The organism is Singulisphaera sp. GP187 (assembly GCF_900129635.1).
Taxonomy (GTDB): Bacteria; Planctomycetota; Planctomycetia; order Isosphaerales; family Isosphaeraceae; genus Singulisphaera.
This window is the reverse complement of record NZ_FSRB01000001.1, coordinates 932,203-957,718: the sequence shown is the minus strand read 5'-3', so window position 1 is coordinate 957,718 and position 25,516 is coordinate 932,203. Positions and strand designations below refer to the sequence as shown.

The window sequence follows — 25,516 nt, the reverse complement described above, 5'->3', positions numbered from 1 at the left end:
CCCAATGATCCCTGGCCCTTGACCCCTGGCCGGGTGATGATTGCAATTTGCGGTTCCACGCAAATCTTACAATCCCCGATATTTTGTAATGATTCGTTCAACTTATCCGAGGATTCGAACGCGCCGATCCCCCGAATTGAAAGAACTGCCATTGTCGGCATTATCGGCATGTTTTATTAACTCATCTTACCGCACGGGGTGAATTTTTTGGTTTTGGGCTCGGCATGAAGCTCAGCCGCGGGCGATCGTGCTGCTCACCCTTCTCAAGGTGAGTCCGGCGGCTTCGAATAGGTGAATGATGATTTCCAGTTCGTGGCGGCGGTGGATGAACCAGCGATCCCTCCCCCCCATGGGCGCACGCCCGCTCCGCCAGCGCCAGCCTGCCTGGCTCTGGGACGAGTGCGAGTCGCGTCAACTCCTGTCGGTCACGATCAGCGACGTCACGATGATCGAACCGGCCTCGGGGACGGCCAACGCGGTCTTCACCGTCTCGCGTGACCAGAATCACAGCAATGAGTCGGCAAAGGTCGACTTCGCCACCCAGGACGCCACGGCCAAGGCGGGTCAGGACTACCAGGCCGTCCGAGGAACGTTGACCTTCGCGCCTGGCGAGACCTCCAAGGAGATCGCCGTCCCGATCATCGGCGGACTGGCGCGCGGACCGCACGACGTGTTCACCGTGAACCTGACCAATCCGGTCAATGACACGCTCAACCCGAGCCTCAAAGTGGGCATGGCGACCATCCTCCCCACCCCTTGGCTCTCGATCGGCGATGTCAGCGTGGTCGCGGGCGAGTCGGGAGCGACCAACGCCGTTTTCCAGGTCACGCTCGACCCGCCGAACCACGATCAAATCGTCACGGTGCAATACGGCACGTCGGACGGCACGGCCAAGGCCGGTTCCGACTATCAGGCGACCCAGGGAACTCTGACCTTCGCGCCCGGTGAGACCTCCAAGTCGATCACCGTTCCCATCAACACCGGGACAGCCGTCGAGCCGGTCGAATCCTTCTCCGTTGACTTGAAAACGCCCGAGAATGCCGTCGTGCGCGACGGTCAAGGGATCGGGACGATCACCCACAACATCAAGGCCGGAACTGTTCAGTTCAAAGCGCCAACCTATCGCGCAGACGCGCAGGCCGGTACCGCCACCATCACAGTGACCCGCGCCGAGGGGACCGCCAGCGGGGTCGGGATCGACTACGCGATTCAAGGCGGCTCGGCCGTTTCCGGCACCGACTACACTTCGATCTCGGGAACCCTCACGTTCGCCGCCGATCAAATGAGCCAGACGATCACCGTACCGATCCTCGCCAATCCCAAACGCACCAGCGATCGAACGATCAACCTCGTTCTGAGTCATCCCACCGGCGGAGGATCGCTCGGTTCCACCAGCCAGACCACGCTGACTCTCGCCGCGGTGAATCCCCCGAGCGACGTACCGAGCACGCCTACGCCCACTCCGAGCTCCCCTACGCCCACTCCGAGCACCCCTGCGCCGACCCCGAGCTCGCCTACGCCCGCTCCGAGCACCCCTACGCCGACCCCGAGCTCGCCTACGCCAGGCGCCCCGAAACCTGCCGGATCGATCACCGACAACCCGCCAGTCGTCACGGTCCCTGCTGGCCCTTTGGTCGTCACGACCACCGACGAAAGCGGCCCCGGGTCGCTCCGCCAGGCGATCCTCAACGCCAACGCCAACCCTGGCCTGGATACGATCCGCTTCGCCCTGCCCGCGGACGGCCCACGATCGATCCGCCCGACCTCCGCCCTGCCAACGATCACCGACCCGGTGATCATTGATGGCACATCCCAGCCTGGATACCAGAACAGGCCGCTGATCGAGCTCACCGGAACCGACGCGGGGGCACGAGCCAACGGCGTGACGATCACCGCGGGCGGGAGCACGATCCGCGGGCTTGCGATCAATGGGTTCGCCGGCTCAGGGATCCTGATCCAAGGGGCCGGCGGCAATCAGCTGGAACGCAACGCCATCGGAACCAGCAGTGACGGTGAGTCCGCCCAGGGGAACGGCCTCGCCGGGATCACGATCCACGAGTCGTCGAACAACCGAATCGGCGGAGTCGCGTCAGCCGCGGGCAACGTTGTCTCGGGCAACTTCGGGTCGGGGATCATCCTATCGGGGACGTCGGCAAAGCATAACGTCGTTCAAGGAAACCACATCGGTACGGATCTCGACGGTAACGATCCGCTGGGCAATCAACTCGACGGCATCGTGCTCGACAACGCTCCCGAGAACAGGATCGGCGGCGTCGAGCCGGGACAAGGCAACCTGATCTCGGGCAACCAACTCACGGGACTGCGGATCCTCGGCCCGGGCGCGACGGGCAACCTCGCCCAGGGCAATCAGATCGGCACCGACCGGACCGGAACCCGCGCGATCGGCAACGCGTTCGACGGGATCTTCGATAGCGGAGCACCCGGCAATACGATCGGCGGCACCGCCGCACACGCGGGCAACCTGATCTCGGGGAACGGCGGGGTTGGCATCCAGATCCATTCCCGCAAGGCGAGCGGCAACGTCGTGCAAGGAAACCTGATCGGCACCGACGTGACAGGGACGCTTCCCGTCGGGAACGCCCACGGCGGCGTCTTCCTGAACAACGCCCGCGGTAACACCGTCGGTGGCACGACGCAGGGGGCTCGGAACGTCATCTCGGGCAATCCTCTGGTCGGGGTCCAACTCGCCGGCCGAACGGCCACAGGCAACGTCGTGCAGGGGAACCTGATCGGCACCGACATCCAGGGCGCCCCGCACCTGGGCAACACCATCGGCCTTTTCCTGGGAGGCACGACCGGCAACACGATCGGCGGATCCGGATCGGCGAACAATACCGTCAAGGGAAATGTTCAGGCCGACATCGCCACGAAGCCGATCCCGGTCACCCGCTCCCCCGGCGCAGGGCAACAGCACGCTCAGGCGACCGGACCGTCGATCACGGGAGTCACCAAGAACCTCAACGGCTCGGACCTGACCTCGCTCCTCGTGAAGTTCAGCGAACCGGTCGATCGATCCCAGGCTGAGAATATCGGCAACTATCGGTTGCGACTTCCGGGACGGGGCCAGAGCTTCAGTGCCGCCGATGCGATCGCCGTGCCGGTACGCTCAGCAAACTACGACGCCTCCACGTCGAGCGTCACGCTCACCCTGGCCACTCCGCTGCGAACCAACGGCCCGATCCAGTTCCGAGTGAGCGGACAGCCCGGCCGGGGAATCACCGACCTGGCCGGCCATTCCCTTGTCAGTGGCGGCGGCAGCCAAAACCAGGCGGGAGCCGACTACGTCTCGATCCTGAGGCTGACGTCGTGACCCGCTTTTCCAATGAAGTCGAGCACATAGGTCCAAGGAACACGGGTCCACAAGACGGCGGCGGATCGCGATGACACTCACGACAGTTGATCCTGGAAGACTTGCCCCCCGCGGAGCGGTCATGAACGCGATCCGGCCCCTGGTTCTCGTGGTTGCATGGACCCTGCTGGCGACCCCGCCAACCCGAGCCGACGCCCCCGCGCCCGCCGAAGCGACCGTTGAGCCTCAATCTCCCCACTCAGCGCACAGCGTCAAACAGGTTCCCGTGCCCGATTGCCCGCACTGCCGCAAGGCGGGATTGCTTGTCAAGCCGACCGAGGCCACTCCGGGCAGCACGAGCCCGACCATTTCGGTATCCGGAGCCGGAGTTGACGTCGCGGCGAAGGGCGCGATCCCTCTCCCCAGCCCGACGCCGCGGGATCCGAGTGTCAGCCAGGCCCAGGTCCTCTCCACACCAGGCTCCTCGGGCCCAACGATCCCCGAGATTTCGACCGAGAGCTCGGCCTCGAGGTCGGCGATCCCGATGATCCCGACGGCCGAGTTGGCCGCCCCCACCGTGCAATCCGAGTATCCGAGCATCGAAGACGCCTTGATCACCACCGAGCTTGCCTCGCCCCTGATTGCAAGCCAGCGACCCCAGCGGGTGCCGAACCCCAGCCTGTCCCCCTTAGTAGGCGCTGGCTCCGAACTGGCGACCCCCGCTCGCCCGACCTCCCTGCCGACTGCCGCCTCCTCACCGGTTGGACTGACTACGGGGATAGACCCAATCCCCTCATCCCCAAGTGATGAGGAACCAAAGCTGCCCGAACTCCCGGACGACCTGAAGTCGTCAACGCCCCCGGTGGCCTCGGCCCCGCGAGTGCCGCCCCCCGTCCTCTTGCCCGCGCCGGGCAACGCGGGGCTCCGATTGGTCGCGCCGTCGGAAGAACTGGCTTCGCCCGTACACAGCTCAACGAAACCAGACCTGGCGATCCCTCCCCTGCTCGACTCCAATCCCGATCCTGCGCCGGTACGAGCCACTGCCACGCGGCAAGGACCGAGTGCCCGGATCCTGGCCCCGACCCCTTTAAAACCGACACTGGCCATGCCTCCACCCGCGGCGGGGACCTTCGACAGTGTCACCGGGCCGATTCCGATTGCAGATCAAGGGCATGAGCCTTCGCCCTTGAACGGGTTCAGCAATCTCCCGGTCATGATCGGCGATCAGTCTCCCGCATCAATGCTCACGGGAATGGCCGTCGGCAGGCCGCCGATGCCCGGCCAGCCTCCGACTCCCCCTTCACCGTTCGCACGGACGGCCCAGTCGGCCGCACTCGTCCCCTGGGCACGCGGGTTCAAAATCGCCGACAACCAAAGCCCGATGCCCCAAGATCGCGTTTTCTACTCGTTCAATTACTTCAATAATATGAATGGCGACGTGAATCGCCGACTCGGCTCGCCGATCAGCGACATGCAGGTGTATCGCCAACTCCTCGGAATTGAGAAGACGTTCTGGAAGGGGAACGCCTCGGTCGGCGTCCGTCTGCCGATCGATACCCTCTGGACCAACAGCGCCGTTCCATCGCTCCGGAACAACAGCACGTCCGTTGGCGACCTCACCGTCTTCACCAAGTTCTTGCTCTATGACAACCCGGTGGTGGGGAACCTGCTTTCCGGTGGGCTCGCCGTGACGGCGCCGACCGGCCCGTCCTCGTTCGCCGGTTCCTCCGCGGCCCCTGGCTTCCGCAACACCCAGATCCAGCCGTTCCTCGGCTACATCCTCCGCCGCGGCGACTTTTACCTTCAGGGCTTCTCGGCGATCGACATCCCGACCGACTCGCGCGACGTCACGATGTGGTACAACGACCTGGCCGTCGGCTACTTCGTCTACCAGAGCGCCGACCCTTCGGCCTTCCTCTCGGCGGTGGTCCCCACGTTCGAAGTCCACCTGAACGACCCGCTGAACCATCGCGGAGCACTTCGACCCAACGACCCGGCCGGCACCCCCGACGTGCTCGACTTGACATTCGGCACCAGCTTCATCCTCCGCAAGCGGCTCGTCGCCACCGTCGGCTGTTCCTTCCCCGTCACCGGCCCGCGACCGTTCGACGTCGAGGCCGTCGCCCTCTTGAACTTCTACTACGGCCGCTACGGGATGGCCCAGCCCTGGCCAATGCCCCCCGTCAGCCGGTAACCCCATGGCTCACCTGTAGATTTCTCTTACAATTGAAATGACGACCCCACTGACGAAATGGACTTGGACGCCACTCCTGAGAGAAGGCCGACGAGTCCCCAGGGCGTAAACCGCCCTGCGATCGGAACCGCCGGCCGAAACATCTTAACGCCTTGACACTTTTTTGATGTTGACGTGTTTCGGGTACTCCCAGCGACCGATGTCATCGCGGACCCAGTTGAAATAGAAGCGGATGCCGCGATCGTCGGGGCCGGTGCCGTCACCGCCCATCTCCGGGTGCGGCGCAGTGCCGCTTTCGTTGGTGATGCCCATGCAATACCCGCTGTGGAAGAGCATCACGGCGTTCGGGGCCGCCTTGTACTGATCGAAGTCGGACCGCATCGTGGCCAGCTGTGCCGTTGTGAAAATCCCGTCGTGGCTGTACGGTTCGAGGCGGTGGGTTTCGACGTTGACGACGAAGCCGTCAGGAGGGATCGGCGCTTCCTTCTGAATGATCCGGACCTGCATCCCCGGATAGGAATCGGCCGACTGCAGTTCCTGCTTGGGGTTCCAGGTCGGGCAGACCCCGGCCTCGATGTCGGGAGCCTCCGCGCGAAACCAGGCTGTCAGTTTTGCCTTCTTCTCCGGCCCCTCCGGTTCACGGAAGATGTCCCGCGTGATCCGTGCGGGGTGGTTGTATTCGTGCATGATGTCCACGAACACGTTCTTGAGCTTCCGACGCACGAGGAACCGCGCGGTCTCCTGAACCGCCGTTTTGACCGCCTCCTCGTCGCGGAACTCCTGGTCCTTCCGGGGCGAGCAGAGGCCGACCATCACGACCATGCCCCGCTTGTCAGCCTCACGGACGATCCACTCCAACCGACGGGCAATCTCGGGCTTGAGCTGGCCTTCGGCAGTGTACCCGTTCTTGCTGGCCAGGAGGTTGGGCCAGCCCGGGTTGCTCCCTTGAACATAAACGCCGATCAGGTTAATTCCATGCTCGACCATGTTATCGAGAGCCCGGACGTGGCGTTCGGCAACGGCCTGGCTCATCAGGGCGTTGGCGCATCGAAGGCCCCAGAGGTCGACCTCCTGGCCCCCCAGAAACGCGCGGTCGTTGCGGATCTCGAATTCACGAGTCGGTGTCGGCAACTCGGAAATGACCTCGGGGTCCGCCTTGACGTGACGGGGGTACTGCCACCGCCCCGCGTGGTCGCGGACCCAGTTGTAGTAGAACCTGACGCCTCGGTCGTCGGGGCCGGTGCCGTCACCGCCCATCTCGAAATGCGGGGCGGTGCCGCTCCAATTCGTGATTCCCTGGCTGAAGGCGCTATTGAACACCAGGGCGGAGTTCGGAGCGGCGAGGAACCGTTCGCAGTCGCGGCGCACGGCGTCACGCGCAGCGGGGGTAAACACGCCGTCGTTGTCAAATTCGTCGCCCTTGGTCGACTCCACGTTGACGACGAAGCCGTCCGAAGGGATCGCCTCGCCCTTCTGGATCAGCCGCACGTCCATCCCGGGGAAGTCGCGCGGGGCTTTCGACTCGGCCGCCGTGGTGATCCCCACCTCGATCCGCGGCGCGATCGCGTGGAACCAACCGGCGACTTGCCCCTTCTTGGCTGCGCCCTCCGGCTCGCGGTAGATGGCGTGGTCGATCCGCCGAGGGTGGTCGAACTCATACAACAGGTCGACCAACACGTTCCGGAGGCGGCGGGTCTCGAACAGCCGAGCCGTCGCCTCGATCGCCCGCCGGATCGCCGCCTCGTCCATCAACTCCTCGTCCTTGAGTGGTGAGAGGAACCCGACGAGCACAACCATGCCCCGCTTGTCCGCCTCGCGCACGAGCCATTCTAGCCGCTCGGCGAACTCAGGCTTCAAGTCCCCCGTTTCGCCGAAGGCATTCTTGCCCGCCTGAAGATTCGGGTAGCCGCCGTTGGCTCCCTGGAGGTAGACCTCGATGAGGTTGATGCCATGGGCGGCCATGTTATCAAGGTTCTCGACGCACCGCTCGGTCATCGCCTGGTCCATCAGCGCATGGCCGCACCGCAAGCCCCAGAGGCGGACCGGCACTCCTCCCAGGAACGCCCGCCCCTGACGCACCTCGAATTCGCGGGTCGGTTCCGCCGACGCCTCGCGAACCGCCGCCCCGACGGCCCGGCCGGGACACATCGGGCCGTAGCTCAAGGTCAGAAGCAGAGTGAAGGCGATCGACACTCGCGAACTCATGGATGATTGTCTCCCCTTCAAGAAGAGTGCCGAAAAGGTGGGGTCGAGCCCACGACTTATTTCTCACGTACCGTCAGATCATCGAAATACGATTGTGCGTCCGCCTTTGACCACAGGCCCACCATCCCGGCCTCGGTGAAGCTTGAGTCGTCGGCTTCAAGGAGCGGCTTGCCGTCGAGGTAGCAGGTGATCTTCGACCCCACCATCGTCGCTCGGAGGGTGTGCCACTTCACATCGCCCGGGACCTTGGCGTCGGCGAACTGGGTGCGCTTGCCCTTCTCGACCTTGTAGAGCCGGAAATTGTCCTCAAGGGGGTTGTAGCGGCAGAGGTAGTAATTCGCCTTGTCCTTGGCCCGCCAGACCAGGCCGCCGCCCTGGTCGATCGCGCCGGCCATGGCCTTCACCCGCACGCTCAGGTCCACATCTTTATGGCTCGTCGGCCGGACCAGCACCACGTTGAAAACGGCGTCCTCGTTCTTCGCCTTCTGATGGAGAACGCGATTGCCACCGTCGTTGGCCACTTCCCAGGCGCCAACCTCACTCTGGAAATCCTTGGCGAGCTTGCCCGGTTCATCGCTCTCGAAGCTCCAGGTTTTCTCGACGTTCTGGCGGGCCATGACCGGCACCGCGATCAGCGCCATGGCGACCAAGAGCGAAAGACCCCGAAGCGCCATGAGAACCCATGCATTTTTTCTTGCATTCATCATTCTTTCTCCAATCGGCGATAAGCAACTCGATACTCCATCCCAAGCGATGACAACGCCCAGCCTCTTGTTTCAGGCCTGTTGGTGCTATTGGTAGTCAGGAAAGTTTTGCAGCCCCTTCGGAGACTGTAACAAGGATACCGGGATCTCGTTCCCACGCTCTGCGTGGGAATGCCGTCCGCGACGCTCCGCGTCGTCTTCTCCGGCGGGTGGGGCCGCAGAGCGGCCAGAACGGCATTCCAAGGCAGAGCGTGGGAACGAGTTTCTCCCGCGAATTTCGGCCTCCGGGGCCGACAAACGGCCCGGTTTCCTTGCAACAGACTCCCCCTTCGAGGCTGCAATGAACCCGCAAACGAGAAAAACTTCACAGACATATGTTTTCCTAACATGCTTATATCATTTCGCCTTCGAGTGGCTCACATCGAGGTGGCTGGGGTCCGGACTCGGCCCCCGGTGCAACGGCCATCATGAAGACCTGGGTCCGAGTTCGGACCCCAGCCCCCCAGATCGCTCCGCCTCTGAGCCAACCGATCGAAAATCGCTCTAGCCGGCGAACTCATCGGCGAGGAAGGCGGCCACCCGGTCCCAGAGTTTGGCCGCCGCCTCGAAATCGACCTCCATGGCGTGGACGGTCTGGGGCGTCTCGACGCGAGCTTTCACCTTCGTGCTCTTCAAGAGCGGGATCTGCGCGCTCGGGCCGGTCGCCAGCGCCGCCTCGACCTCGGGGCTCAGCAAGTAATCGGCCAGCGCCTCCGCCTGTTTGCGGTGCGGGGCCCCCTTGAGGATGGCGAGCGTGTTGGGGATGAACAGGGTGCCGAGGCCGTCGGGACCGCGGTCGGGATAGATCATCGCGACCGGGTTGCCCGCGTCGATCTCGCCGATCGCGTCGTCGGTGTCGGTCAGACCGAAGGCGATCTGCCCCGAACCAACGGCCTGAGCCACCTGCTTGTTTCCCGAGAGCAACTGGACGCCGTTGGCCTTGAGGTCTCGGAAGTAGGCCTTGGCCTTCTCCTCACCCAAGGCGGCGAACAGGCAGGCGGCGTGCGTGGCCGTCGTGCCGAACAGCGGCTTGGCGATGCCGATCTTCCCTTTCCACTTCGGGTTGAGCAAATCCTTGATCCCGGTCGGACGGTCGGCCTCGGCCACGAGCTTCGTGTTGACCAGGAGGATCCGGGCGCGGGCCGCGAAGCCGTACCAGGTCCCGTCCTTGGCGCGGAAGGTCTCCGGCAGGTCGCCGGCCCGCGCGGGGTGATACGGAACGAGTAGCCCTTTGTCCTTGAGCCGGAGCGTATTGAGGATCTCGTTGTTCCAGAAGAGATCGCACCGCGTCCGCACCGACTCCGCCACGATCAGGTTCGTCAGGCCCACTGTCTTGGTGCTCTCGACATCAAACTTGGACACGACCCGGACACCGGCCCGCTTCGCGAAAGCGTCGAGGACCGGCTCGGAGAACTCGCGGTCCAGCGCCGTGTAAACGACCACCGGGTCGGCCGCGTCCGCCCGATCGGTGAAAAAAGAAGCGAGCGCCACCGTCAGCGCCGTGCCCATCGTTAATGGTTTTAACATCTGAGGTCTCCCTGGTTTCAAGGTGAACCGCGATGCTACGACGCAAGCGACGCCACGGCAAGTCTCTACACGATAAAATTAAGAGTCAAAATGGCTCGATCCCGAACGACGGCGATCGAGCCATTGAAGAACGGGACGTGTCCATCGCGGAACAAGGTGTTGACACCCCTCGAATGAAGGCCCCAGGGAGCGAGCAACGCGTGATTGAGAAGGCGGTTCAGACAGTCCAGCGACTAAAAATCAACGACCCGCCAGAGAGCGAAGAATCACCCTCGTTCCCACGGAGGACCGTGGGAACGAGATTCCGGTATCCTTGCGACAGTCTCTAGAAATATGATCTTTTTTCAATACAACCATAGTAATCAACAGTTGTTTCCCAAGGCATGGTCCCTGACGAAGCGCCAGGGCAACGAGGATCGGCCGAAAAAAAAAGGCAAGGCCCGGGACGGGCGGACCACCCACGTGGTCCGCCCGTCCCGGGCCTTGCCTTGCCTGATTCGTGTTCGGGGGCGATCCCGACCTGTTGGCAATCCCACGATCGCGGTTGCCAACAAAATCCTCAGCGGTTGTTCATCTCTCAAAGAAGCGGGCCGAGCGAACCGGCTCAGGCCACCGAGGCATCACGGCGCTTGCCGGCTTCGGGCTTGCCGGCCGCTTTGGACTTCACGCCGCGGGTGAGCAAGGCGAACGGGCTATCCGCATCCATCTTCTTGCTCTTCACGTAGAGATAGTTCTCGTAGTCGCACGGATAGACCGTCAGGCTGCCGTGGTCGACCTCGATCACCTTGTTGGCGACGGCCCGGATGAAGTGTTCATCGTGGGAGATGAAGCAGAGCGTTCCCTGATACGTTTGCAGCGCCTCTTCAAGGATGTCGCGGCTGGCGATATCCAGATGGTTGGTCGGCTCGTCCATCATGATGAAGTTGTGGGCGACGGTCAGGATCCGGGCCAGGCAGAGCCGCGTCTTCTCACCACCGGAGAGCGCTCCGACCGGTTTCTCGACGGTCTCGCCGCTGAACAGGAAGGCGCCAAGCATGTGCCGCAAGGCCCCTTCGCTGGCCCCGGGATGGACGGAGCGAAGGCTCGCCAGCACGGTCCCCTTCAGGTCGAGGGCCTCGACCCGGTGCTGGGCGAAGTAGGTCGGGAAGACGTTCGTTCCGAGGATCCGCTCGCCCTTGGACGGCTCGAGGAGCCCGACGAACAGCTTCATCAAGGTCGTCTTGCCGGCGCCGTTGGGCCCGACCAGGACGACCCGGTCACCCCGGTCGATGTCGAGATTGAGGCAGTCGTAAACCTTCTTTTCCCCGTAGGAGAACCCGAGGTTGCTCAGCTTGGCCACGACCTGGCCGCTCCGAGGGGGTTCCGGGAGCTTGATCCGCATCGTCGACGTGTCGGTCTGGGGCGCCTCGATCCGATCCATCTTCTCGATCGCCTTCATCCGGCTCTGCGCCCGAGCGGCCGTCGAGGCGTTGGCCCGGTTCCGATCGACGAAGTCCTGCATTTGGCGCAGTTTCTTCTGCTGGCCGTCAAACGAGGCCTGCTGAACCGCGAGCCGGTGCTCCTTCTGCGGCAGGTGCGCCGAGTAGTTGCCCGGGTACGCATGCAGCTTACCCATATCCAGCTCAAACGTCTTCGTGATCACACGATCGAGAAAGTCACGGTCGTGACAGGTGATCAAGATGGCGCCCGAGTAGGACTGGAGAAAGTCCTCGAACCACTTCACGCTGAGCAAATCGAGATGGTTCGTCGGTTCGTCGAGCAGGAGCAAGTCATGCTGAAACGCCAGCAGGCCGCCCAGCGCGAGCCTCATCGCCCATCCGCCGGAGAGCGTCTTGACGGGGGAATCGAGCTGAGCGACGGAGAACCCAAGACCGAGCAAGATGGCCTTGGCCCGCGCTTCCATCTCATAGCCACCGGCGACCTCGAACGCCTCCATCGCGTCGTCATACGCGTCGAGTGCTTTCGGATCCCCGTCCTCAAGGCCCTGCATGACTTCCTTGAGCTTCAGGTCGGCTTCGGTCCATGGCCCCAGGTGGGCGAGCATGTTCTCGAAGACGGTCCCCGTCTTGAGCGGGTGAATCTCCTGCGGCAGGTAGCCGATCGAGCCTTTGCGGTCCCGATTCAGGCTGCCGGCGTCAAGGTGTTCCAGCCCCATCAGGATTTTGAAAAAGGTCGACTTGCCCGAGCCATTCTTACCCAGCAGGCCGATCCGCTCGCCCCGCACGATGGACGCGTCGATGCCGTCATAGAGGGTCTGGCGGCCGAAGTTCTTCTGCGCATCGATCAGGCGTATCATGACGGGGAAGGTCTCGAAGGTCGCGGGATGTTGGGATACAAGCGAAGGTGTGTCCAATTGAACCGAATCGGCATGAGGCGAAAGCAGGGCCGCTCAATCGGGTCGGGCTGGCTCACCCTCAATCAACAGTCAGAGGGCAAACCACCGGATCGGGGCAACGTATTATAAAACGATTCCTGGTCAGCCGCAAGCTCTTGCAACCTCTTGCAAAGAAACCGGAGAAACTTTACCGGTTTTCTTAACAAATCCGCCTGAAGGGCGAATGAAGGTTTGGAGAAACTTCGATTTGACATTGCAGGGTTTCGGGCCTATCGATTCAGTACCTTCCCGCAACGACGGTCCTTGAGCGACACGGATGGTCGCGAGAAACGAGTTCTCGAAGGAGAAGCGGGTGATGGACGAAGAATTCTTGAGTCTTGGGTCTCGTGCGACGATGACGGCGAATTCGCGAGAAACGTTCGACCCGGCCTTTCTGGCGGCCTCGGTGCGCGACCTCGCCATCGAAGCGCGGCGAATCCTCAACGATTCGGCTCGCAACCCCTTCGAAGTGGGCGCGTTGTCCCGACGCATCACCGACTTACAGAGCCAAGTGCCCAACCGTACACCGAGCGAACTCTCACGCTGGCTCGAAAACCTTTCGCGGGAAGTGGGTTCCGACCCCAGGAAGGATCAGCGAGTCACGGTCTGAGGAGATCGATCCCGACGGATCCATGGCCAGTTCCGGGGCGCAACGGGCGACCCGGACTTCAATGAGCGAAGTCGCGCGGTCTCCCGATGCGAGATTGGCCTGGGCGAGTGCCGCGCTCACCAGTGCATCAGAGATTGGCCTGGGCGAGTGCCGCGCTCACCAGTGCATCACATAGCCGCCGTCGACGTTGATCGTCTGCCCCGTGACGTTCTTGGCGCGTGGGGAGGCGAGAAAGACGGCCATCGCGGCGATATCATCCGCGTCTTGCCAGCGGCCCAACGGCACCAGCCGGTGGATTTTCTCGGCCGACCAGGCCTCATACGAAAGCCGCTCGGCGGCCGGCACCCGCGCGGCCCAGGCGTCGTAGACCGACCGGTTCAGCGCCGTCTTGACCATGCCCGGGCAGAGTGTGTTGACGCGGACGCCCGACGATGCCAGGTCCTTCGCCGCGCACTGGGCGAAGTTGATGAGACCGGCCTTCGAAGCACTATAAGGCGGGTCGGTCGGCGACCCGATCTGCCCGGCCACGGACGCGAGAAATAGGAGCGTCCCGGTTCGAGCCGCCGCCAGGTTCGGGGCGAACGCGTGCGCCGTGTTGACGGCCCCGAGGAGGTTGACCCGAACGACTTGTTCCCAGTCGGCCGGCTCGAGATTCCAGAACGGCATCCCGAACTTCCCGGACCCGACCGCGGCCGCATAGACGACGTGGTCGCAACGCCCGAATCGTCGGCGAATCTCCGCCTCGGCCCCGCGCATCGCGGCCAGGTCGGTTGCATCCGCAACGAGCGAAACGCTTCCCAACAGGGCCTCGCCTTCGCCCTCGAGGTCACGATCCAGGACGACGGCCGAGCAGCCTTCGGCGAGGAACGCCTCGGCAATGGCACGTCCCATCCCCCGCGCTCCCCCGACGACGACGGCAACCTGACCCGAAAGTTGAAGATCCATCACAAGCGCTCCGGCCAACCACGAAAAAAGGTCTCCCAAATGTAGGCCGGCTCGAACGGGGAAACGAGAGAATTCCAGGGGCCTCGGGCCAAGGCCATCCCGCACGAGGCCCAATCCAGACAATCCACAAATTCCCTAAATTCACTTCAGGCCATTATCTCTGCGTGACGATCAAGGGGAGAAGACGCTGCGCGGGCCGAGCGGGAGACTTAACGAATGCGGAAGCGATCAGGGATTGTCCGAAGCGGAGCGGCACTGCTCCTCCTGGTCGCGTCCGGCTGCGCTCAGACGCATCACGCCCGGTCCGGCGGCTGCGGTCCTCTCCCCGGGGATGCGCCCGCCCTGACGATCCCACCGGTCGTGGAGCGCGGTGAAATCAAGCCCGACCTGTCCCGGCTCGCTTCCTTCGAGACGCTCGAAACGACTCTCAGCCAGGAGCGGACCGCCAAATCGACCTACCGGGAACTCTCGGCCCGCGACTGTCAGTGCCTCGCGGCCCGCGCGTCGAGCGTCGGCAATCTGCTCGATCAGAAGGCGAGCGGTTGCCTCGAGCAAGCGGGGGCAACAGGACCGCATCGCCACCAGGTCGATCGAACCACACTTGTCCGAGAAGGCATGTTGCGCGACGCGGCGCTCGAGGCACGCAATCGATCCGCGGGCGCGGCCCTCGAACTCTTCTACAAGCTGGCCGAATCCGAGGGGCGGCTCGACGTCCTCAAGCAGAGCCTCGCCGAGATCGAGGAAACCCTCGCCAGTGGCGAGCGGATGAAAGCGAAGGGGATGCCGCTCGGCGATGATTTCGAGATCCTCCGCCGTCAACGGGTCGCCACCTTGAACAGCAACATCGAGCTCGAGTTGGCGATCGATCGGCTCAACACCGAACTCCAGCATCAGCTCAAGCTGGGCCCGACCCATGAGCGCTGGCGGATCTGGCCGGTCGTGGACCGCAGCGTCGTCGCCGATCCGGTCGATGTGCCGGCGGCCGTCGCGCTCGGCCTGGAGCGGAGGTCCGACCTGGCCCTGCTCCGACGGCTCGGTCAATCGCTCGATCGCGAAAACGCCCCGCTCGTTCGCGGAGTCCTCGGTCAGGTCCACGCGCTCCTCGAACTCTCGAGCGAGGGTGAACTGACCGGGTGGAAGGTCCTCATCAGCCTCTTCAAGAAGCCGCAAGCCAGCGACCGCGAGGTTCAAGAACTCTGTCGCCAGCTCCAGGCCTATCGGATCGAACGCGAGCTCGCCGCCGCCGAGGAGATCCGCCAGGACGTCATGATCGTGGCGGCCCGCCTCCGTCAGGTGGCGGTGGCCCGCGAAGAGGTCGATAGTTGGGATCACCGCCTGGATGAGTTGAAAGCGAAGGCCGAACGAGGGATGAGCACCTTCCCCGAGCGGACCACCGTACAACTGAGACAATTCGAGGCGCAAGGCTCATTGATCGAGAAGGTCATGGCCTGGCAGATCGCCCGGAGCCACCTGGCCCAACATCAGGGCATCCTCATCGAGGGTTGCGGCCCGACCACCTGCCCCTTGCCGACGCCACCCGCCGCGGAATGATCACTCAGAACCACATCCACATTTCATCCAATATCGCTCAACTCGGGGATCCCCTCAATCTCCGGCTGCGCGAGCGTTTCGGCGTTGTGCGCTCCTTGCCACCTCCAAGCCCACGTCGAAAACGAATGCTTGAATTCCGAATCTCCAAGAAGTGCTCAGCACCAAGCTGACGACATCAAATCTTCTTGAAAGGTCCCGCCAATCTTTGCTGCGGGCCGTTACGTTGGGGGCAATTCCTCGAAGGAGCGATTTGCGTTTTCGAACGTCAATCGATCAGCCACCCCCCAAGCGAGAGCCAGAACAGGACTTTTTCCATGCTCGACATGTCAGAACTGCGTGCCGCCGTGCGAAGTGAGGGTGGTGTCAGCCGTCGCCTGTTCCTGGCCTACGGGGCGGTCCTGTCGAGCCTGCCGCTCGTGGGTGCCCGGGCCGAGGCGAGCGCTCGCCGCCTTGTCTTTGCAGCCGACCCATTCTCGCTCGGAGTCGCCTCGGGCGAACCGACGGCCACCGGCGTCCTCCTCTGGACCCGGCTCGCGCCGAAGCCACTCGACCCTGACGGTGGGCTGTCGCCGGAGACGGTCGAAGTGGCGTGGGAGGTCGCGGCGGACGACGGGATGCGGAAGATCGTCCAGCGCGGTACGACCATCGCCAGCCCGCAGCTCGCGCACTCGGTCCACGTCGAGGTGGACGGCCTGAATCCGGACCGTTGGTACTGGTTCCGGTTCCGAGCCGGGGACGCCACCAGCCCGATCGGCCGCACCCGGACCGCCCCCAAGGCGGACGCAACGCCGGAGCAGCTCCGGTTTGCATTCGCCTCCTGCTCGCACTGGGAGCAAGGCTACTTCACCGCCTATGAGCACATGGCCAATGACGAGTTGGACCTTACGTTCCACCTGGGTGACTACATCTACGAGTACGAAGGTCGGGACAACCTGGTCCGCAAGCACGCCGGACCGAAGATCCGCACCCTCGCCGACTATCGAATCCGCCACGCCCAGTACAAGACCGACCCGCACTTGCAGGCCGCCCACGCCCGTTGCCCCTGGGTCGTGACGTGGGACGATCATGAGTTCGAGAACAACTACGCCAATGACATCGCGGAAAAGGCAGGGCTGGACCCGGTCGATTTCCTGGAGCAGCGGGCGAACGCCTATCAAGCCTACTATGAGTCGATGCCGTTGCGACCCCGGTCGTTGCCGCATGGGCCGCACATGAAGCTGTACCGAACCCTCCCGTTCGGTCGCCTGGCGACGTTCCAGGTGCTGGACACCCGCCAGTACCGCACCGACCAGCCCAACGACGACCGGGGCTCGGAGTTGAACGACGCCGCCCTGAGCCCGAAGAACACGATCCTCGGCGCTGAGCAGGCCAATTGGCTGAAGTCGGCGCTCCTGCGATCGACCGGGACCTGGAACGTGCTCGCCCAGCAGGTGATGATGGGCATGGTCGGACGGAGCCGACAGGCGGGCGAGCCGGCCAAGTACTCGATGGACCAGTGGCCAGGCTATGCGGCCGAGCGGATGAAGCTCGTCGGCTTCCTCGCCGAGCGGCGGGTGCCGAACCCGGTGGTGCTGACCGGCGACATCCATTCCAACTGGGTCAACGACCTCCGCGTCGACGACCGCAAGCCCGATGCGCCGGTGGTCGCCACCGAGTTCGTCGGCACCTCCATCACCAGCGGCGGCAACGGTTCCGCCAAGGTCGACGGGCTCGACGCGATGTTGGCCGCCAATCCGGGGGTCCGATTCCACAACCGTCAGCGCGGCTACGTGCGATGCACGGTCACCCCCCAGTCATGGACGAGCGACTATCGTATCGTCGAAGACGTCAAGTCACCCGGCGCCACGGCCCAAACGCTCAAGTCGTTCGTCGTCGAGGCCGGCAAGCCAGGCGCGCAACCGGCGTAATCCAGATCGTCGCGAGCGGCGATCCGGTTTCTCGCTGGGAAGGACGGAGGAGTGGCTCCCGAACAATCGGCATACTCGTCATAGTAAAGGGGGACATAGCGACTATCGACAGCTGTCGATAATCGACATGCCACAATTTCTATGTCATGCAACCCTTTCGATGCGACACGAGTTTGGTCGCGCAATCGAGTCGCTTCCTGCCAAGGGGTTACGTCGAGCTGCTTCCCGAAAACGGGGAGTTTGGCCGCGCGGTTCAGCAGCGCGGTCTGCTCGATCGTGAATCCGACGATCGTTCGCATCGCGAGGAGTTAGCCCTTCGCGATCGCGATCTTCTGCTCTGCCCCGCTGGGAAACCGGACCTGGATCGAGAGTTCTCCCCCCATCGCTGCGGCCATCTTCGCCAGCGTGCTGACCATGACGTCGCCACGACTCTCGATCAGCGACAGGTTCGATTGCTTCACCCCCATCCGGGCCGCGAGTTCGACCTGGGACAGCCCCTGACGCTGACGCAGTTCGGCCAGGCCCACCACCTCGGGGGACATCGATCGGCTCCCGGTCTCAATCAGATCGATAGCCCGCTCCGTCGCCGTTTTCGCGTTGGGGTAGATCTCATCGGCCCCTTCGCCATAGTCGTCTTCGCCCGGCGTGGAGATCCCGAACCCCCGGTCCGGTCGCCACTCGATTGCGACATGGGGAATCCCCTCCCCCCGATGCACGAACAAGAACCACGGGTGCTTCTCGTTGGCCGGCCTGTCCAAGTTCATGGCCAGGTTTGGGAATCGCTTGGTGAGTTCGTCGTGGATTCGTTCGATCTGGTTCATGATCCGATCTCCTGCCCATCGGCCCCGGCCTTGGTGAAGACTACCTTGCCAGTCTGAAGTTGAATCGCAATGGCCCCGTTGTCGCCAATGAGGGTGTTGTGGCCTCGGCTGACGAACCGCTTGACATCGGCCCGATCGATTTCGCGGCACTTGTCCATCTGAGAGGGATACAGTCGGCCGTCCGACATCCAAGACGATGGGTTGTTCAGGATGCTGGTCATCTCGTCTTCGACGGCATCCATCGTCTGGCAGACCAAGGCATAGGCTTCGTCGAAGTTGGAGCAAGCAGGAGCGGCGGCAAGTCAGGTGAAAAACTCGGCGAGTCGTTCGGGCTTGATTGCGTTTCGCTCAGCCATCTTGCGTGCTCCTGTTCCGTTTGCCTTACACTGTATTTATTGGCTATAGCCAATATTAAATCAAGGGCTTCCGGGTCGGGCGCATAAAAGGGGGACCGTGCTCTGCGCGGCCCCCTGCTCTGCATTCGCCCTGCCCCGAAACCGAGGGTTCCGTGCCCGTGGGGAAGTGTAGAACTGTTTCGTTTATTGCGATTATGGCTTGCCTCTGCTATGCTCCCTGAGAGTGGGGAAAATAACGAGAGGGAGTTTCGAGACATGGCCCAATTACTGAACGGCAACGAGGTCATCACGCCGAGCGAGTCCGATTCGGCACTCGCCAAGGTGTCGGGCCAACGGCTCGCGTCCCACCTGGCCGATGCGGGCGGGGTCCGCCTGGAGTTGAAATCCGGCTCGACGAGCGAGGAGCTAGTCCTCCCCCCCTCGGCGTTGCGGCTGCTCCAAGGCATCCTGAATGAGCTGGGGCAGGGGCACGCGGTGACGCTGACGCCAATCCGGGCCGAGTTGACGACGCAGCAGGCGGCCGACCTGCTGAACGTCTCCCGCCCGCACCTCGTGAAGCTACTCGACGAGGAGGCGATGCCGAGTCGGAAGGTCGGCAGCCATCGCCGGGTCCTGCTCTCGGACCTCCTGGCCTACCGCGAGGAGTGGCACGCGAAGCGACACGCCTCGTTGGTTGAGCTTCAAGCCTTGAGCCAAGACCTGAAGATGGGCTACTGACCGGTGGTGCCAATCGTCCTCTACGATGCGTGCGTCCTGTACCCGGCCCCGCTCCGCGACCTGTTCATGTGGCTCGCCCTGGCGGACCTGTTCCAGGCCCGCTGGACCGACCGAATCCATGACGAGTGGACGCGAAACGTGGCGGCCAACCGCCCGGATATCTCGCCCGCGAGCCTGGTCCGATGCCGGAGGCTCATGAACGAGCACGTCCCCGACAGCCTCGTCACCGGTTACGAGGCCCTCATCCCGACGCTCACGCTGCCGGACGTCGATGACCGCCACGTGTTGGCGGCGGCGATTCAAGGCGGGGCGTCACTCATCGTCACGTTCAACCTGAAGGACTTCCCGGCCTCGGCCCTCGATCGGTTCGACATCGAAGCGATACACCCGGACGAGTTCATCGTCCGCCTCTGGGACGAGTTCCCCGCCGTCGTGCTCAATGCGGTGAGGACCCAGCGGGAAGAGCTGAAGAGGCCCGGGAAGAGCGTGCCCGAATATCTGGCGACCCTCGAACAATGCCAACTTCCCGAGACCGTCGCCCGCCTCCGACCATTCGCGGCTGAAATCTAAGAACGGGCAAAGAAAGGGGTGCTGGCAGGAGCAGGTCGATGTCGAACCGGGCGCGACGGTGGAAGTCCGGATCGGCGGCAAGGGCCATCCCGTGGTCGGCCGGGTCGTGCTCAAGGCCGCCCCCGGCGCGCACGTCGACTGGCGTCAGAACCAGCCGGCCACCATGGAGCGGACGCAGGGTTTCAACCCGCTTCAGAAACACGTCGGCCAGGATCCCCACCAGTACGACCGGTTCGCCGCAAGTCTCGACAAGGATGGCCGGTTCCGGGTCGACGACGTTTCGCCCGGCCATTACGAGCTGACCGTCACGATCGACGCTCCCCCCGTTTCGAACCAGCCCGGGCCGGGCAATGAGCTCGGTCGAGTGAAGGTCTTCGTTGATGTCCCCGAAGGCGACGACGACGCCCCGGTCAACCTCGGCGAGATCGAGGCCGAGGTCAAGGGCCGATGAGCCCGTGCCGGAAAGTTCCGGCTCATCAATTCAAGAAGACCAGATACGACAATATTCCAATGTAACGACAGTCGCTGGCTTGCCAATGCTTGGCGCGATCAACCGAAGGCCGAAGGGGACTGGTAGATCCGCCTGACCTGCTCCTTGAACGGCGGGCTCGCCTCGATCGCGGCGCTGAAATCCTCTTTCCCGAGCGCGTAGAGTTCGACCGGACCGATGGCCTTGACGGTCGCCGATCGCGGCTGATCGAACAGCAGGGCCATCTCGCCGAAAAAGTCCCCTTTGCCCAGGACGCGGACCCGATGCGCGGGCGATTCGCCGCCGACGAAGACCTCGACCTCCCCCTCCTTGATCAGGAAGAACTTATCGCCGCGATCCCCCTGCCCGATCACGCGTGCTCCGGCCGGGTACGATTCACGGGCCATTTTATCGGCGACCTCGCGCAGCTCCTCGGGCGTCAGGTTCGCGAAGACACTGCATTGCTTGAGGAACTCGCAGATTTCGACAGCCTGCTTGATGTCGATATCCGAAATAATACGGCCCGCCTCCATCGTGACGATCCGATCGGCAATATCGAGGATTTGCGGGTCGTGGGTCACCAACATGATCGTGCAGCCGTTCGTCTTGGCGTGATCCTTGAGGATCGTCGCCACGACGCGTCCGTTCTCCTCGTCGAGCGACGCGGTCGGCTCGTCGGCCAGGATCAGGTCGGGCCGATTGACCAGGGCGCGGGCGATCGCAACCCGCTGGCGCTGGCCTCCCGAAAGTGCGTTGGGCTTGTTGTCGCAACGTTCGTGGAGCCCGAGCAGCGCGAGCAGGCTCCGGGGCAGGTCGTTTTTGAACGGTTCCTCGTTGAGCAGACTCTGAATCCGGGCCCGATCGGCGACGAACGCCCTCAGGCCGGCCCGCTTCGCATCGCCTTTTTTGCCGCGAAGCCGCTCGACTTCGGAGCCGTGGCCCTGCTCGAGGTCGGCCAGCCGGTTCTCGAAGAGAGCGCGAATCATCCCGTCCCAGTGAAGGATCTCGTCGAGCTGGGTGCGGACCGCCGCGCCCGTCGCCGAGTCCTGGCCCAGCGCCACGTTCCGCCGAGCGGTCAAGGATTCGAAGAGGTTGTGCCGCTGAAAAATGAACCCGATCCGCCGGCGCACCTCGACGAGCTGCCGGCTTTTCAAGGAACCGAGGTCGTGGCCCAGGACCTCGAGCGTACCGTGTTGGACCCGTCGCAGGGCGCCGATCAGGGTGAGGAGCGTGGTCTTACCCGCGCCTGCGCGGCCGACCATGATCACGATCTCGCCGCGCTTCAGGGTGAGGTTGTTGCCGTGGAGGATCTTGATCGGTTCATCGCCCGCCCTCGGGAAGAAATGATCGACGTCGCGGACCCGAACCGAGTCATCGTTGATCATCAGAAGAGCCCCGCCGGATCGGCCGAAAGGAGTTTGCGCATCGCGAACAACCCCGAGCCGAGGCACATCACCACGGCCAGTCCGAGCACCAAGAGTGCGCGGCCGGGCGTGAGGTTCATCAGCAGGCCCGTGTACCAGGCGAGGCCGCGGTAGAGCCCGCAACTGATCAAGAGCCCGGGGACGAACCCGACGACCGACAGGATCAGGGCCTCAACCATGACCACCTCCACCAGCAAGTGGTTGGCATAGCCCATCGCCTTCAAAGTCGCGTATTCGGCGAGGTGGTCAGCGATATCGCTGGAGAGGATCTGGTAGCAGATGACCGCTCCCACAACCAGGCCGAGCAGGGCGCCCACCGAGAAGATCGTCCCGATCGGCGTCCGCACGTCCCAGAATTCCCGCTCGCGAGCCAAGAATTGATCCTTGGTGAAGACGTTGACCCCTCGCGGCCCCAGTTCCTCCTCGAGCCAACGCCGGACCTGGCCGGCATCCGCCCCCGGCGCCAGCCGGACCAAGCCCAGCTCGACCGACCGGAGCTCCGGCTCCCGGAACCGTCGGTCGGGAAAGTACCTCAAAAAGTTCTGATCGCTCATGATCAGGTTGCCGTCATTGACCAGGTCGGTTCCGAGGCGGAACGTCCCGACGATCCGAAGCGGCCGATGGGCCAGGCTGGCCTCGTGGCCGGCTGTAAACGGCCCGATCGCCTGGTTCGACTTCTCGTCGTAGAGCGCGGTCGAGGGCTCCTCGAGTTCCGCCGTCCTGGCATCAACCTCGGGAAGGAAGAACAGATGATCGCGCGGGTCATAGGCCAGGACCCGAATCCTACGGGCCGTCACCTTCCGGGCCAAGCGGTCCGCCCCGGACCGGCCCAGGTTGGGGTTCCTCAGCGCGGAGAAACGCGTTTCGATATAAAGCGGACACGCCTCCTCCACTTCGCGAAACATCAAGGCGTCTTGGAGGACTCTCCGGTTGAACGGGGCACTCGTGACGAGCGTGCTCTTGCTCTTGCTCGCGATCACGAGGTCGGTGTCGAGCAGGCGCACGATCTCGACCATGCTGTCCAGGAGCGCGAACCGAAACCCGAGTTCCATCGTCATGAGCACAACGGCGAACGAGACCCCGGCCATCGACACCGCCAATCGGCGCTTGTCGTGGACCAGATTCAACCAGGCGAGTGCCGCCATCCGGGTCAATGTCATGCGAACAGTTCGGCGGGATCCGCCCTCCTGACTTTGCCGACCGAGAAGACGGCCGAAATCATGCAGATCAACGTGGTGGCCACGTAGACCGCAATCGCGTCAAACCAGGTGAGTTCAATCGGCATCCGGGTCGCCAGGCTGACCAGCTTATCGAGGATTGCCGCCACGATCAGGCCGGGGAAGAATCCGGCATGAGCCAGGACCAGGGCCTGCTTGATCACCAGGCCGGAGACCGCCCGGTCGGGATACCCCATCGCCTTGAGGGTCGCGAATTCGCTGAATCGCTTGGTGATGTCGCTCGAGAGGATCTGATAAACGAACACCACCCCCACCCCGCACGCCACGACGATCCCCAAGCCGAAGATAATCCCGATCGGCTTCTCGCGGATCCAGTAGCGCGTCTCCTGCTCGAGGATCTCGGCCCTGGTGAAGACGCGGACATCCTCGGCCGGAAGCACGCGTTCGAGAGCGGCCGCGACAACGGCCGGGTCCGCGGCGGAAGTCCGGATCAGGCCGATGCTCACTTCGTTCAGCGAGCGCCCGCCGAAGAGTCTGCTGAAATTCTCGTCCCCGACCAAGAGCGCACCATCGGCACCAAACCCAATCGCGAGGTCGAAACCGCCCACGACCTCAACCTCGCGCTGGCCCACAATCGCCCGGGCCAACCGACCGGTACGCGGGGTGGGCTCATGGCACGGATCCAGAAGCGCGATCGGCCCGAAATCGGGATGCGAAACGCGATCAAACAGGACCGTGTCGGGCCGCTTGAGCAGGTCCAGGTCTTCAAGGCCGCCGACCGCCTGGCAGCCCACCCCCTCAGCGTCAGCGCCGGAGGCGACACGCAATTTCAAGCCCGGGACCTCGGTAGGGCGGAACGGCTGGTCGGCGAGGTTGAACCCGAGAACGAAGATCGCGCGGAGCGAGACAGGTAAGTCTTCTGTCGTTCTCCCTGAGCTCGACGATGCGGCTCCGCCCGGCCTCGACCATGTGTTGAAGCCGACCTGAAGCGGTACGGCCCCCTCCACCCCAGGAACCGACCGCGCCTGCTCGAGTCGGATCCTTGGAAACGATCCGGTATCGTAGAAGTAAAGATAAGTGGGCGAAGCGAGCATGATGTCGAAGTCGAGTTTGTCGAGGATCGTGGTCGCCGAGTTGCGAACCGCGACGAGAAACCCGAGCTGCATGAACATCAGAATTGCCGAAAATGCGACACCGATCACTCCCACCGCCGTTTGGCGAGAGTCGTGGGTCAGGCTGTACCAAACCAAGGGAATCTTGATGACCCGCGCCGACCAGGCCTTGGGCGTCCGGGGATCGCTCACGGCGACGTTCCCAAGGCCGAACCAGGCTCGCCTGCCGGTTCATCCAGTGCGATGTCCACGTTCACTTGGAGGTGGGTGCGGTCGCGCAGTTCGTCGCACGGCTCGTCAACCTTGATTTTGATCTCGACGACTCGTGCATAGGCCGCGGCCGTGGGGTCAAGTCCGAGGATATCGTTCTTGGCAACCATGAGGGCCCAAGACTCGACGACCCCGGTGTAGGGACGGCCGCCGGAATGAGCGAGAATCGTCGCTTTCTGATTCTTTCGAATGAACGCAATCTGATCCTCATCGACCTCGGCAATCACGTTCATCCGCCGCGTATCACCGAGCTCGAAGACCGGTCTGGGGCCGACCACCTCGCCCGGCTTGGCGAGGATCGAGAGGATCCGGCCAGCCCGAGGAGCTCGAATGACGGTTTGCTTGACCTGTTCCCGGGCCAATTCGAGCTGTTTCGCCAGCGATTTCACCGGGATCGCCTGGCTCCCCCGCAGCGCCGCGGACTTCGCCTTGCGGAGCTGGATTTCCAGTTTCGCGAGCTGCGACTTGCGGTTCACCCCGTACTTCTCGAGCTCGGCCCGAGCGCTCCTCAGAGTCGCCTCATCCTGGCTGACCACCAGGTGCTGGCGTTCGATTTCCTGGGCGGAAATCGTCGCCCGCTTCTCCTTGTTCAGCTCCACGAGATGCACGTAGTCGGTTCGCGAGCTCTTCGCCTTCTCGGCGAGCACCTCGATGTTGGCCTCCTGCGTTTTTCGCTCGGGCGCTTCGAGGGTCGCGATGCTCTGCTTCTCGAGCGCGGCTTCCTCGTCGAGAATGGCGATGTACTCTTGCTCCGACTTGAATTGTTCCCGGGCCTCGGCAAGCTGCGTTTCGATCAAGGCGACCTGCGCGGTCCGCTCGGTGTAGCCATCTCCATAACCGAGTTCCTGCCCCTCATCCACCTCCTGCCCGAGCACGACCAAGATCCGGTCGACCCGCGCTCCCGGCGGAGCGCCGACCGGGTAGAGTCCCCCTTGGGGTTCGACCCGCCCGAGCGCATGGACGGAATGGAGCGGGGCCCGAGTCAGGGCTTGCCGATCGCCCCTGGTCTTGCCGCCACTCCGGGAATCCACAGTCCCCGGCCGTAAGCCCGCGAGTTCCCCGCCGCCATTCCTCCATCGTGGACCAAGAAATAAACCGGCCGCCAAGCAGGTTACCCCCACGACGAGACTCGTCAGGATCGTCTTCATGGGCTCTCTTCCTGGAGGAACAGGATTCGCCTCTGTCGGCCGAAGCCAATCGATGGAAGAGATCAAAAAAAATGAGGGGTGTTCA

The 25,516-nt window shown here is 63.5% G+C and carries 19 protein-coding genes; 8 read left to right on the top strand and 11 right to left on the bottom strand.

Features of this window, described 5'->3' with window-relative positions:
- Positions 1–325 precede the first annotated feature (325 nt).
- Together BUS42_RS03825 and BUS42_RS41715 are read left to right on the top strand one after the other, a co-directional pair.
- On the top strand, positions 326–3,331 hold the full coding sequence (locus BUS42_RS03825; protein ID WP_074310651.1) for a right-handed parallel beta-helix repeat-containing protein: 3,006 nt from the start codon (positions 326–328) through the stop codon (positions 3,329–3,331).
- 121 nt (positions 3,332–3,452) lie between these two features.
- Positions 3,453–5,504, top strand: a complete 2,052-nt coding sequence (locus BUS42_RS41715; protein WP_083670052.1) for a transporter family protein — start codon at positions 3,453–3,455, stop codon at positions 5,502–5,504.
- 144 nt (positions 5,505–5,648) lie between these two features.
- Here the strand turns inward: BUS42_RS41715 and BUS42_RS44245 are convergent, their stop codons facing one another.
- The 4 genes from BUS42_RS44245 to BUS42_RS03800 form a co-directional block, all read right to left on the bottom strand.
- Positions 5,649–7,709 (bottom strand): hypothetical protein, encoded by a 2,061-nt coding sequence (locus tag BUS42_RS44245; RefSeq protein ID WP_216821001.1) that lies wholly within the window; start codon positions 7,707–7,709, stop codon positions 5,649–5,651.
- A 56-nt stretch (positions 7,710–7,765) separates the two neighbouring features.
- Positions 7,766–8,383 carry a hypothetical protein gene (locus BUS42_RS03810; protein ID WP_254053283.1) on the bottom strand — a complete coding sequence of 206 codons (618 nt, stop codon included), beginning with the start codon at positions 8,381–8,383 and terminating at the stop codon, positions 7,766–7,768.
- Positions 8,384–8,956: 573 nt separating this feature from the next.
- Positions 8,957–9,979, bottom strand: a complete 1,023-nt coding sequence (locus BUS42_RS03805; RefSeq protein WP_074305401.1) for an extracellular solute-binding protein — start codon at positions 9,977–9,979, stop codon at positions 8,957–8,959.
- A 604-nt stretch (positions 9,980–10,583) separates the two neighbouring features.
- Positions 10,584–12,275 (bottom strand): ABC-F family ATP-binding cassette domain-containing protein, encoded by a 1,692-nt coding sequence (locus BUS42_RS03800; RefSeq protein WP_074305399.1) that lies wholly within the window; start codon positions 12,273–12,275, stop codon positions 10,584–10,586.
- Between the two features lie 394 nt (positions 12,276–12,669).
- Between BUS42_RS03800 and BUS42_RS03795 the strand changes: the two genes are divergently transcribed.
- The gene (locus BUS42_RS03795) at positions 12,670–12,963 is read left to right on the top strand and encodes a hypothetical protein (protein ID WP_074310647.1); all 294 of its coding nucleotides are present in this window, start codon (positions 12,670–12,672) and stop codon (positions 12,961–12,963) included.
- Positions 12,964–13,119: 156 nt separating this feature from the next.
- Here the strand turns inward: BUS42_RS03795 and BUS42_RS03790 are convergent, their stop codons facing one another.
- A complete protein-coding gene (locus tag BUS42_RS03790; RefSeq protein ID WP_074305397.1) occupies positions 13,120–13,908 on the bottom strand; it encodes an SDR family NAD(P)-dependent oxidoreductase in 789 nt (262 codons plus the stop codon).
- A gap of 216 nt (positions 13,909–14,124) precedes the next feature.
- On the opposite strand from BUS42_RS03790, the gene BUS42_RS03785 reads away from it, so the two are divergent.
- Positions 14,125–15,459, top strand: a complete 1,335-nt coding sequence (locus BUS42_RS03785) for a TolC family protein (RefSeq protein WP_074305394.1) — start codon at positions 14,125–14,127, stop codon at positions 15,457–15,459.
- Positions 15,460–15,773: 314 nt separating this feature from the next.
- Positions 15,774–17,366: an alkaline phosphatase D family protein gene (locus BUS42_RS03780; protein WP_083670051.1), complete on the top strand. Its 1,593-nt coding sequence runs from the start codon at positions 15,774–15,776 to the stop codon at positions 17,364–17,366.
- Positions 17,367–17,674: 308 nt separating this feature from the next.
- Here BUS42_RS03780 and BUS42_RS41705 read toward each other — a convergent pair whose 3' ends face one another.
- Together BUS42_RS41705 and BUS42_RS03770 are read right to left on the bottom strand one after the other, a co-directional pair.
- Positions 17,675–18,187, bottom strand: a complete 513-nt coding sequence (locus tag BUS42_RS41705; protein WP_083670050.1) for a helix-turn-helix domain-containing protein — start codon at positions 18,185–18,187, stop codon at positions 17,675–17,677.
- Positions 18,184–18,444, bottom strand: coding sequence for a hypothetical protein (locus BUS42_RS03770; RefSeq protein WP_254053282.1), 261 nt, complete (start codon positions 18,442–18,444; stop codon positions 18,184–18,186). The genes BUS42_RS41705 and BUS42_RS03770 overlap by 4 nt, the downstream gene beginning before the upstream one ends.
- 354 nt (positions 18,445–18,798) lie before the next feature.
- On the opposite strand from BUS42_RS03770, the gene BUS42_RS03765 reads away from it, so the two are divergent.
- From BUS42_RS03765 to BUS42_RS03755, 3 genes are read left to right on the top strand one after another with little or no spacing between them, the layout of a single operon-like run.
- The gene (locus BUS42_RS03765) at positions 18,799–19,260 is read left to right on the top strand and encodes an excisionase family DNA-binding protein (protein WP_074305392.1); all 462 of its coding nucleotides are present in this window, start codon (positions 18,799–18,801) and stop codon (positions 19,258–19,260) included.
- Positions 19,261–19,263: 3 nt separating this feature from the next.
- Positions 19,264–19,830: a PIN domain-containing protein gene (locus BUS42_RS03760; protein WP_074305390.1), complete on the top strand. Its 567-nt coding sequence runs from the start codon at positions 19,264–19,266 to the stop codon at positions 19,828–19,830.
- Between the two features lie 58 nt (positions 19,831–19,888).
- Complete coding sequence (locus tag BUS42_RS03755; protein WP_074305389.1) at positions 19,889–20,281, top strand: carboxypeptidase regulatory-like domain-containing protein; 393 nt, start codon at positions 19,889–19,891, stop codon at positions 20,279–20,281.
- A 98-nt stretch (positions 20,282–20,379) separates the two neighbouring features.
- On the opposite strand, the gene BUS42_RS03750 is transcribed toward BUS42_RS03755, so the two are convergent.
- From BUS42_RS03750 to BUS42_RS03735, 4 genes are read right to left on the bottom strand one after another with little or no spacing between them, the layout of a single operon-like run.
- Positions 20,380–21,684 carry an ABC transporter ATP-binding protein gene (locus tag BUS42_RS03750; protein ID WP_074305387.1) on the bottom strand — a complete coding sequence of 435 codons (1,305 nt, stop codon included), beginning with the start codon at positions 21,682–21,684 and terminating at the stop codon, positions 20,380–20,382.
- Positions 21,684–22,883: an ABC transporter permease DevC gene (gene devC, locus BUS42_RS03745; RefSeq protein WP_074305385.1), complete on the bottom strand. Its 1,200-nt coding sequence runs from the start codon at positions 22,881–22,883 to the stop codon at positions 21,684–21,686. Before devC ends, BUS42_RS03750 begins: the two co-directional genes overlap by 1 nt.
- Complete coding sequence (locus BUS42_RS03740) at positions 22,880–24,205, bottom strand: FtsX-like permease family protein (RefSeq protein ID WP_074305384.1); 1,326 nt, start codon at positions 24,203–24,205, stop codon at positions 22,880–22,882. Before BUS42_RS03740 ends, devC begins: the two co-directional genes overlap by 4 nt.
- On the bottom strand, positions 24,202–25,431 hold the full coding sequence (locus BUS42_RS03735) for an HlyD family efflux transporter periplasmic adaptor subunit (RefSeq protein WP_074305382.1): 1,230 nt from the start codon (positions 25,429–25,431) through the stop codon (positions 24,202–24,204). The genes BUS42_RS03740 and BUS42_RS03735 overlap by 4 nt, the downstream gene beginning before the upstream one ends.
- Positions 25,432–25,516: the final 85 nt, after the last annotated feature.

Excerpts from the sequence above, each read along its gene's own strand:
- BUS42_RS03825 (WP_074310651.1), top strand. The coding sequence starts at position 326 with ATGAACCAGCGATCCCTCCCCCCCATGGGCGCACGCCCGCTCCGCCAG.
- BUS42_RS41715 (WP_083670052.1), top strand. The coding sequence starts at position 3,453 with ATGAACGCGATCCGGCCCCTGGTTCTCGTGGTTGCATGGACCCTGCTG.
- BUS42_RS44245 (WP_216821001.1), bottom strand. The coding sequence starts at position 7,709 with ATGAGTTCGCGAGTGTCGATCGCCTTCACTCTGCTTCTGACCTTGAGC.
- BUS42_RS03810 (WP_254053283.1), bottom strand. The coding sequence starts at position 8,383 with ATGGCGCTTCGGGGTCTTTCGCTCTTGGTCGCCATGGCGCTGATCGCG.
- BUS42_RS03805 (WP_074305401.1), bottom strand. The coding sequence starts at position 9,979 with ATGTTAAAACCATTAACGATGGGCACGGCGCTGACGGTGGCGCTCGCT.
- BUS42_RS03800 (WP_074305399.1), bottom strand. The coding sequence starts at position 12,275 with ATGATACGCCTGATCGATGCGCAGAAGAACTTCGGCCGCCAGACCCTC.
- BUS42_RS03795 (WP_074310647.1), top strand. The coding sequence starts at position 12,670 with ATGGACGAAGAATTCTTGAGTCTTGGGTCTCGTGCGACGATGACGGCG.
- BUS42_RS03790 (WP_074305397.1), bottom strand. The coding sequence starts at position 13,908 with ATGGATCTTCAACTTTCGGGTCAGGTTGCCGTCGTCGTCGGGGGAGCG.
- BUS42_RS03785 (WP_074305394.1), top strand. The coding sequence starts at position 14,125 with ATGCGGAAGCGATCAGGGATTGTCCGAAGCGGAGCGGCACTGCTCCTC.
- BUS42_RS03780 (WP_083670051.1), top strand. The coding sequence starts at position 15,774 with ATGCTCGACATGTCAGAACTGCGTGCCGCCGTGCGAAGTGAGGGTGGT.
- BUS42_RS41705 (WP_083670050.1), bottom strand. The coding sequence starts at position 18,187 with ATGAACCAGATCGAACGAATCCACGACGAACTCACCAAGCGATTCCCA.
- BUS42_RS03765 (WP_074305392.1), top strand. The coding sequence starts at position 18,799 with ATGGCCCAATTACTGAACGGCAACGAGGTCATCACGCCGAGCGAGTCC.
- BUS42_RS03750 (WP_074305387.1), bottom strand. The coding sequence starts at position 21,684 with ATGATCAACGATGACTCGGTTCGGGTCCGCGACGTCGATCATTTCTTC.
- devC (WP_074305385.1), bottom strand. The coding sequence starts at position 22,883 with ATGACATTGACCCGGATGGCGGCACTCGCCTGGTTGAATCTGGTCCAC.
- BUS42_RS03735 (WP_074305382.1), bottom strand. The coding sequence starts at position 25,431 with ATGAAGACGATCCTGACGAGTCTCGTCGTGGGGGTAACCTGCTTGGCG.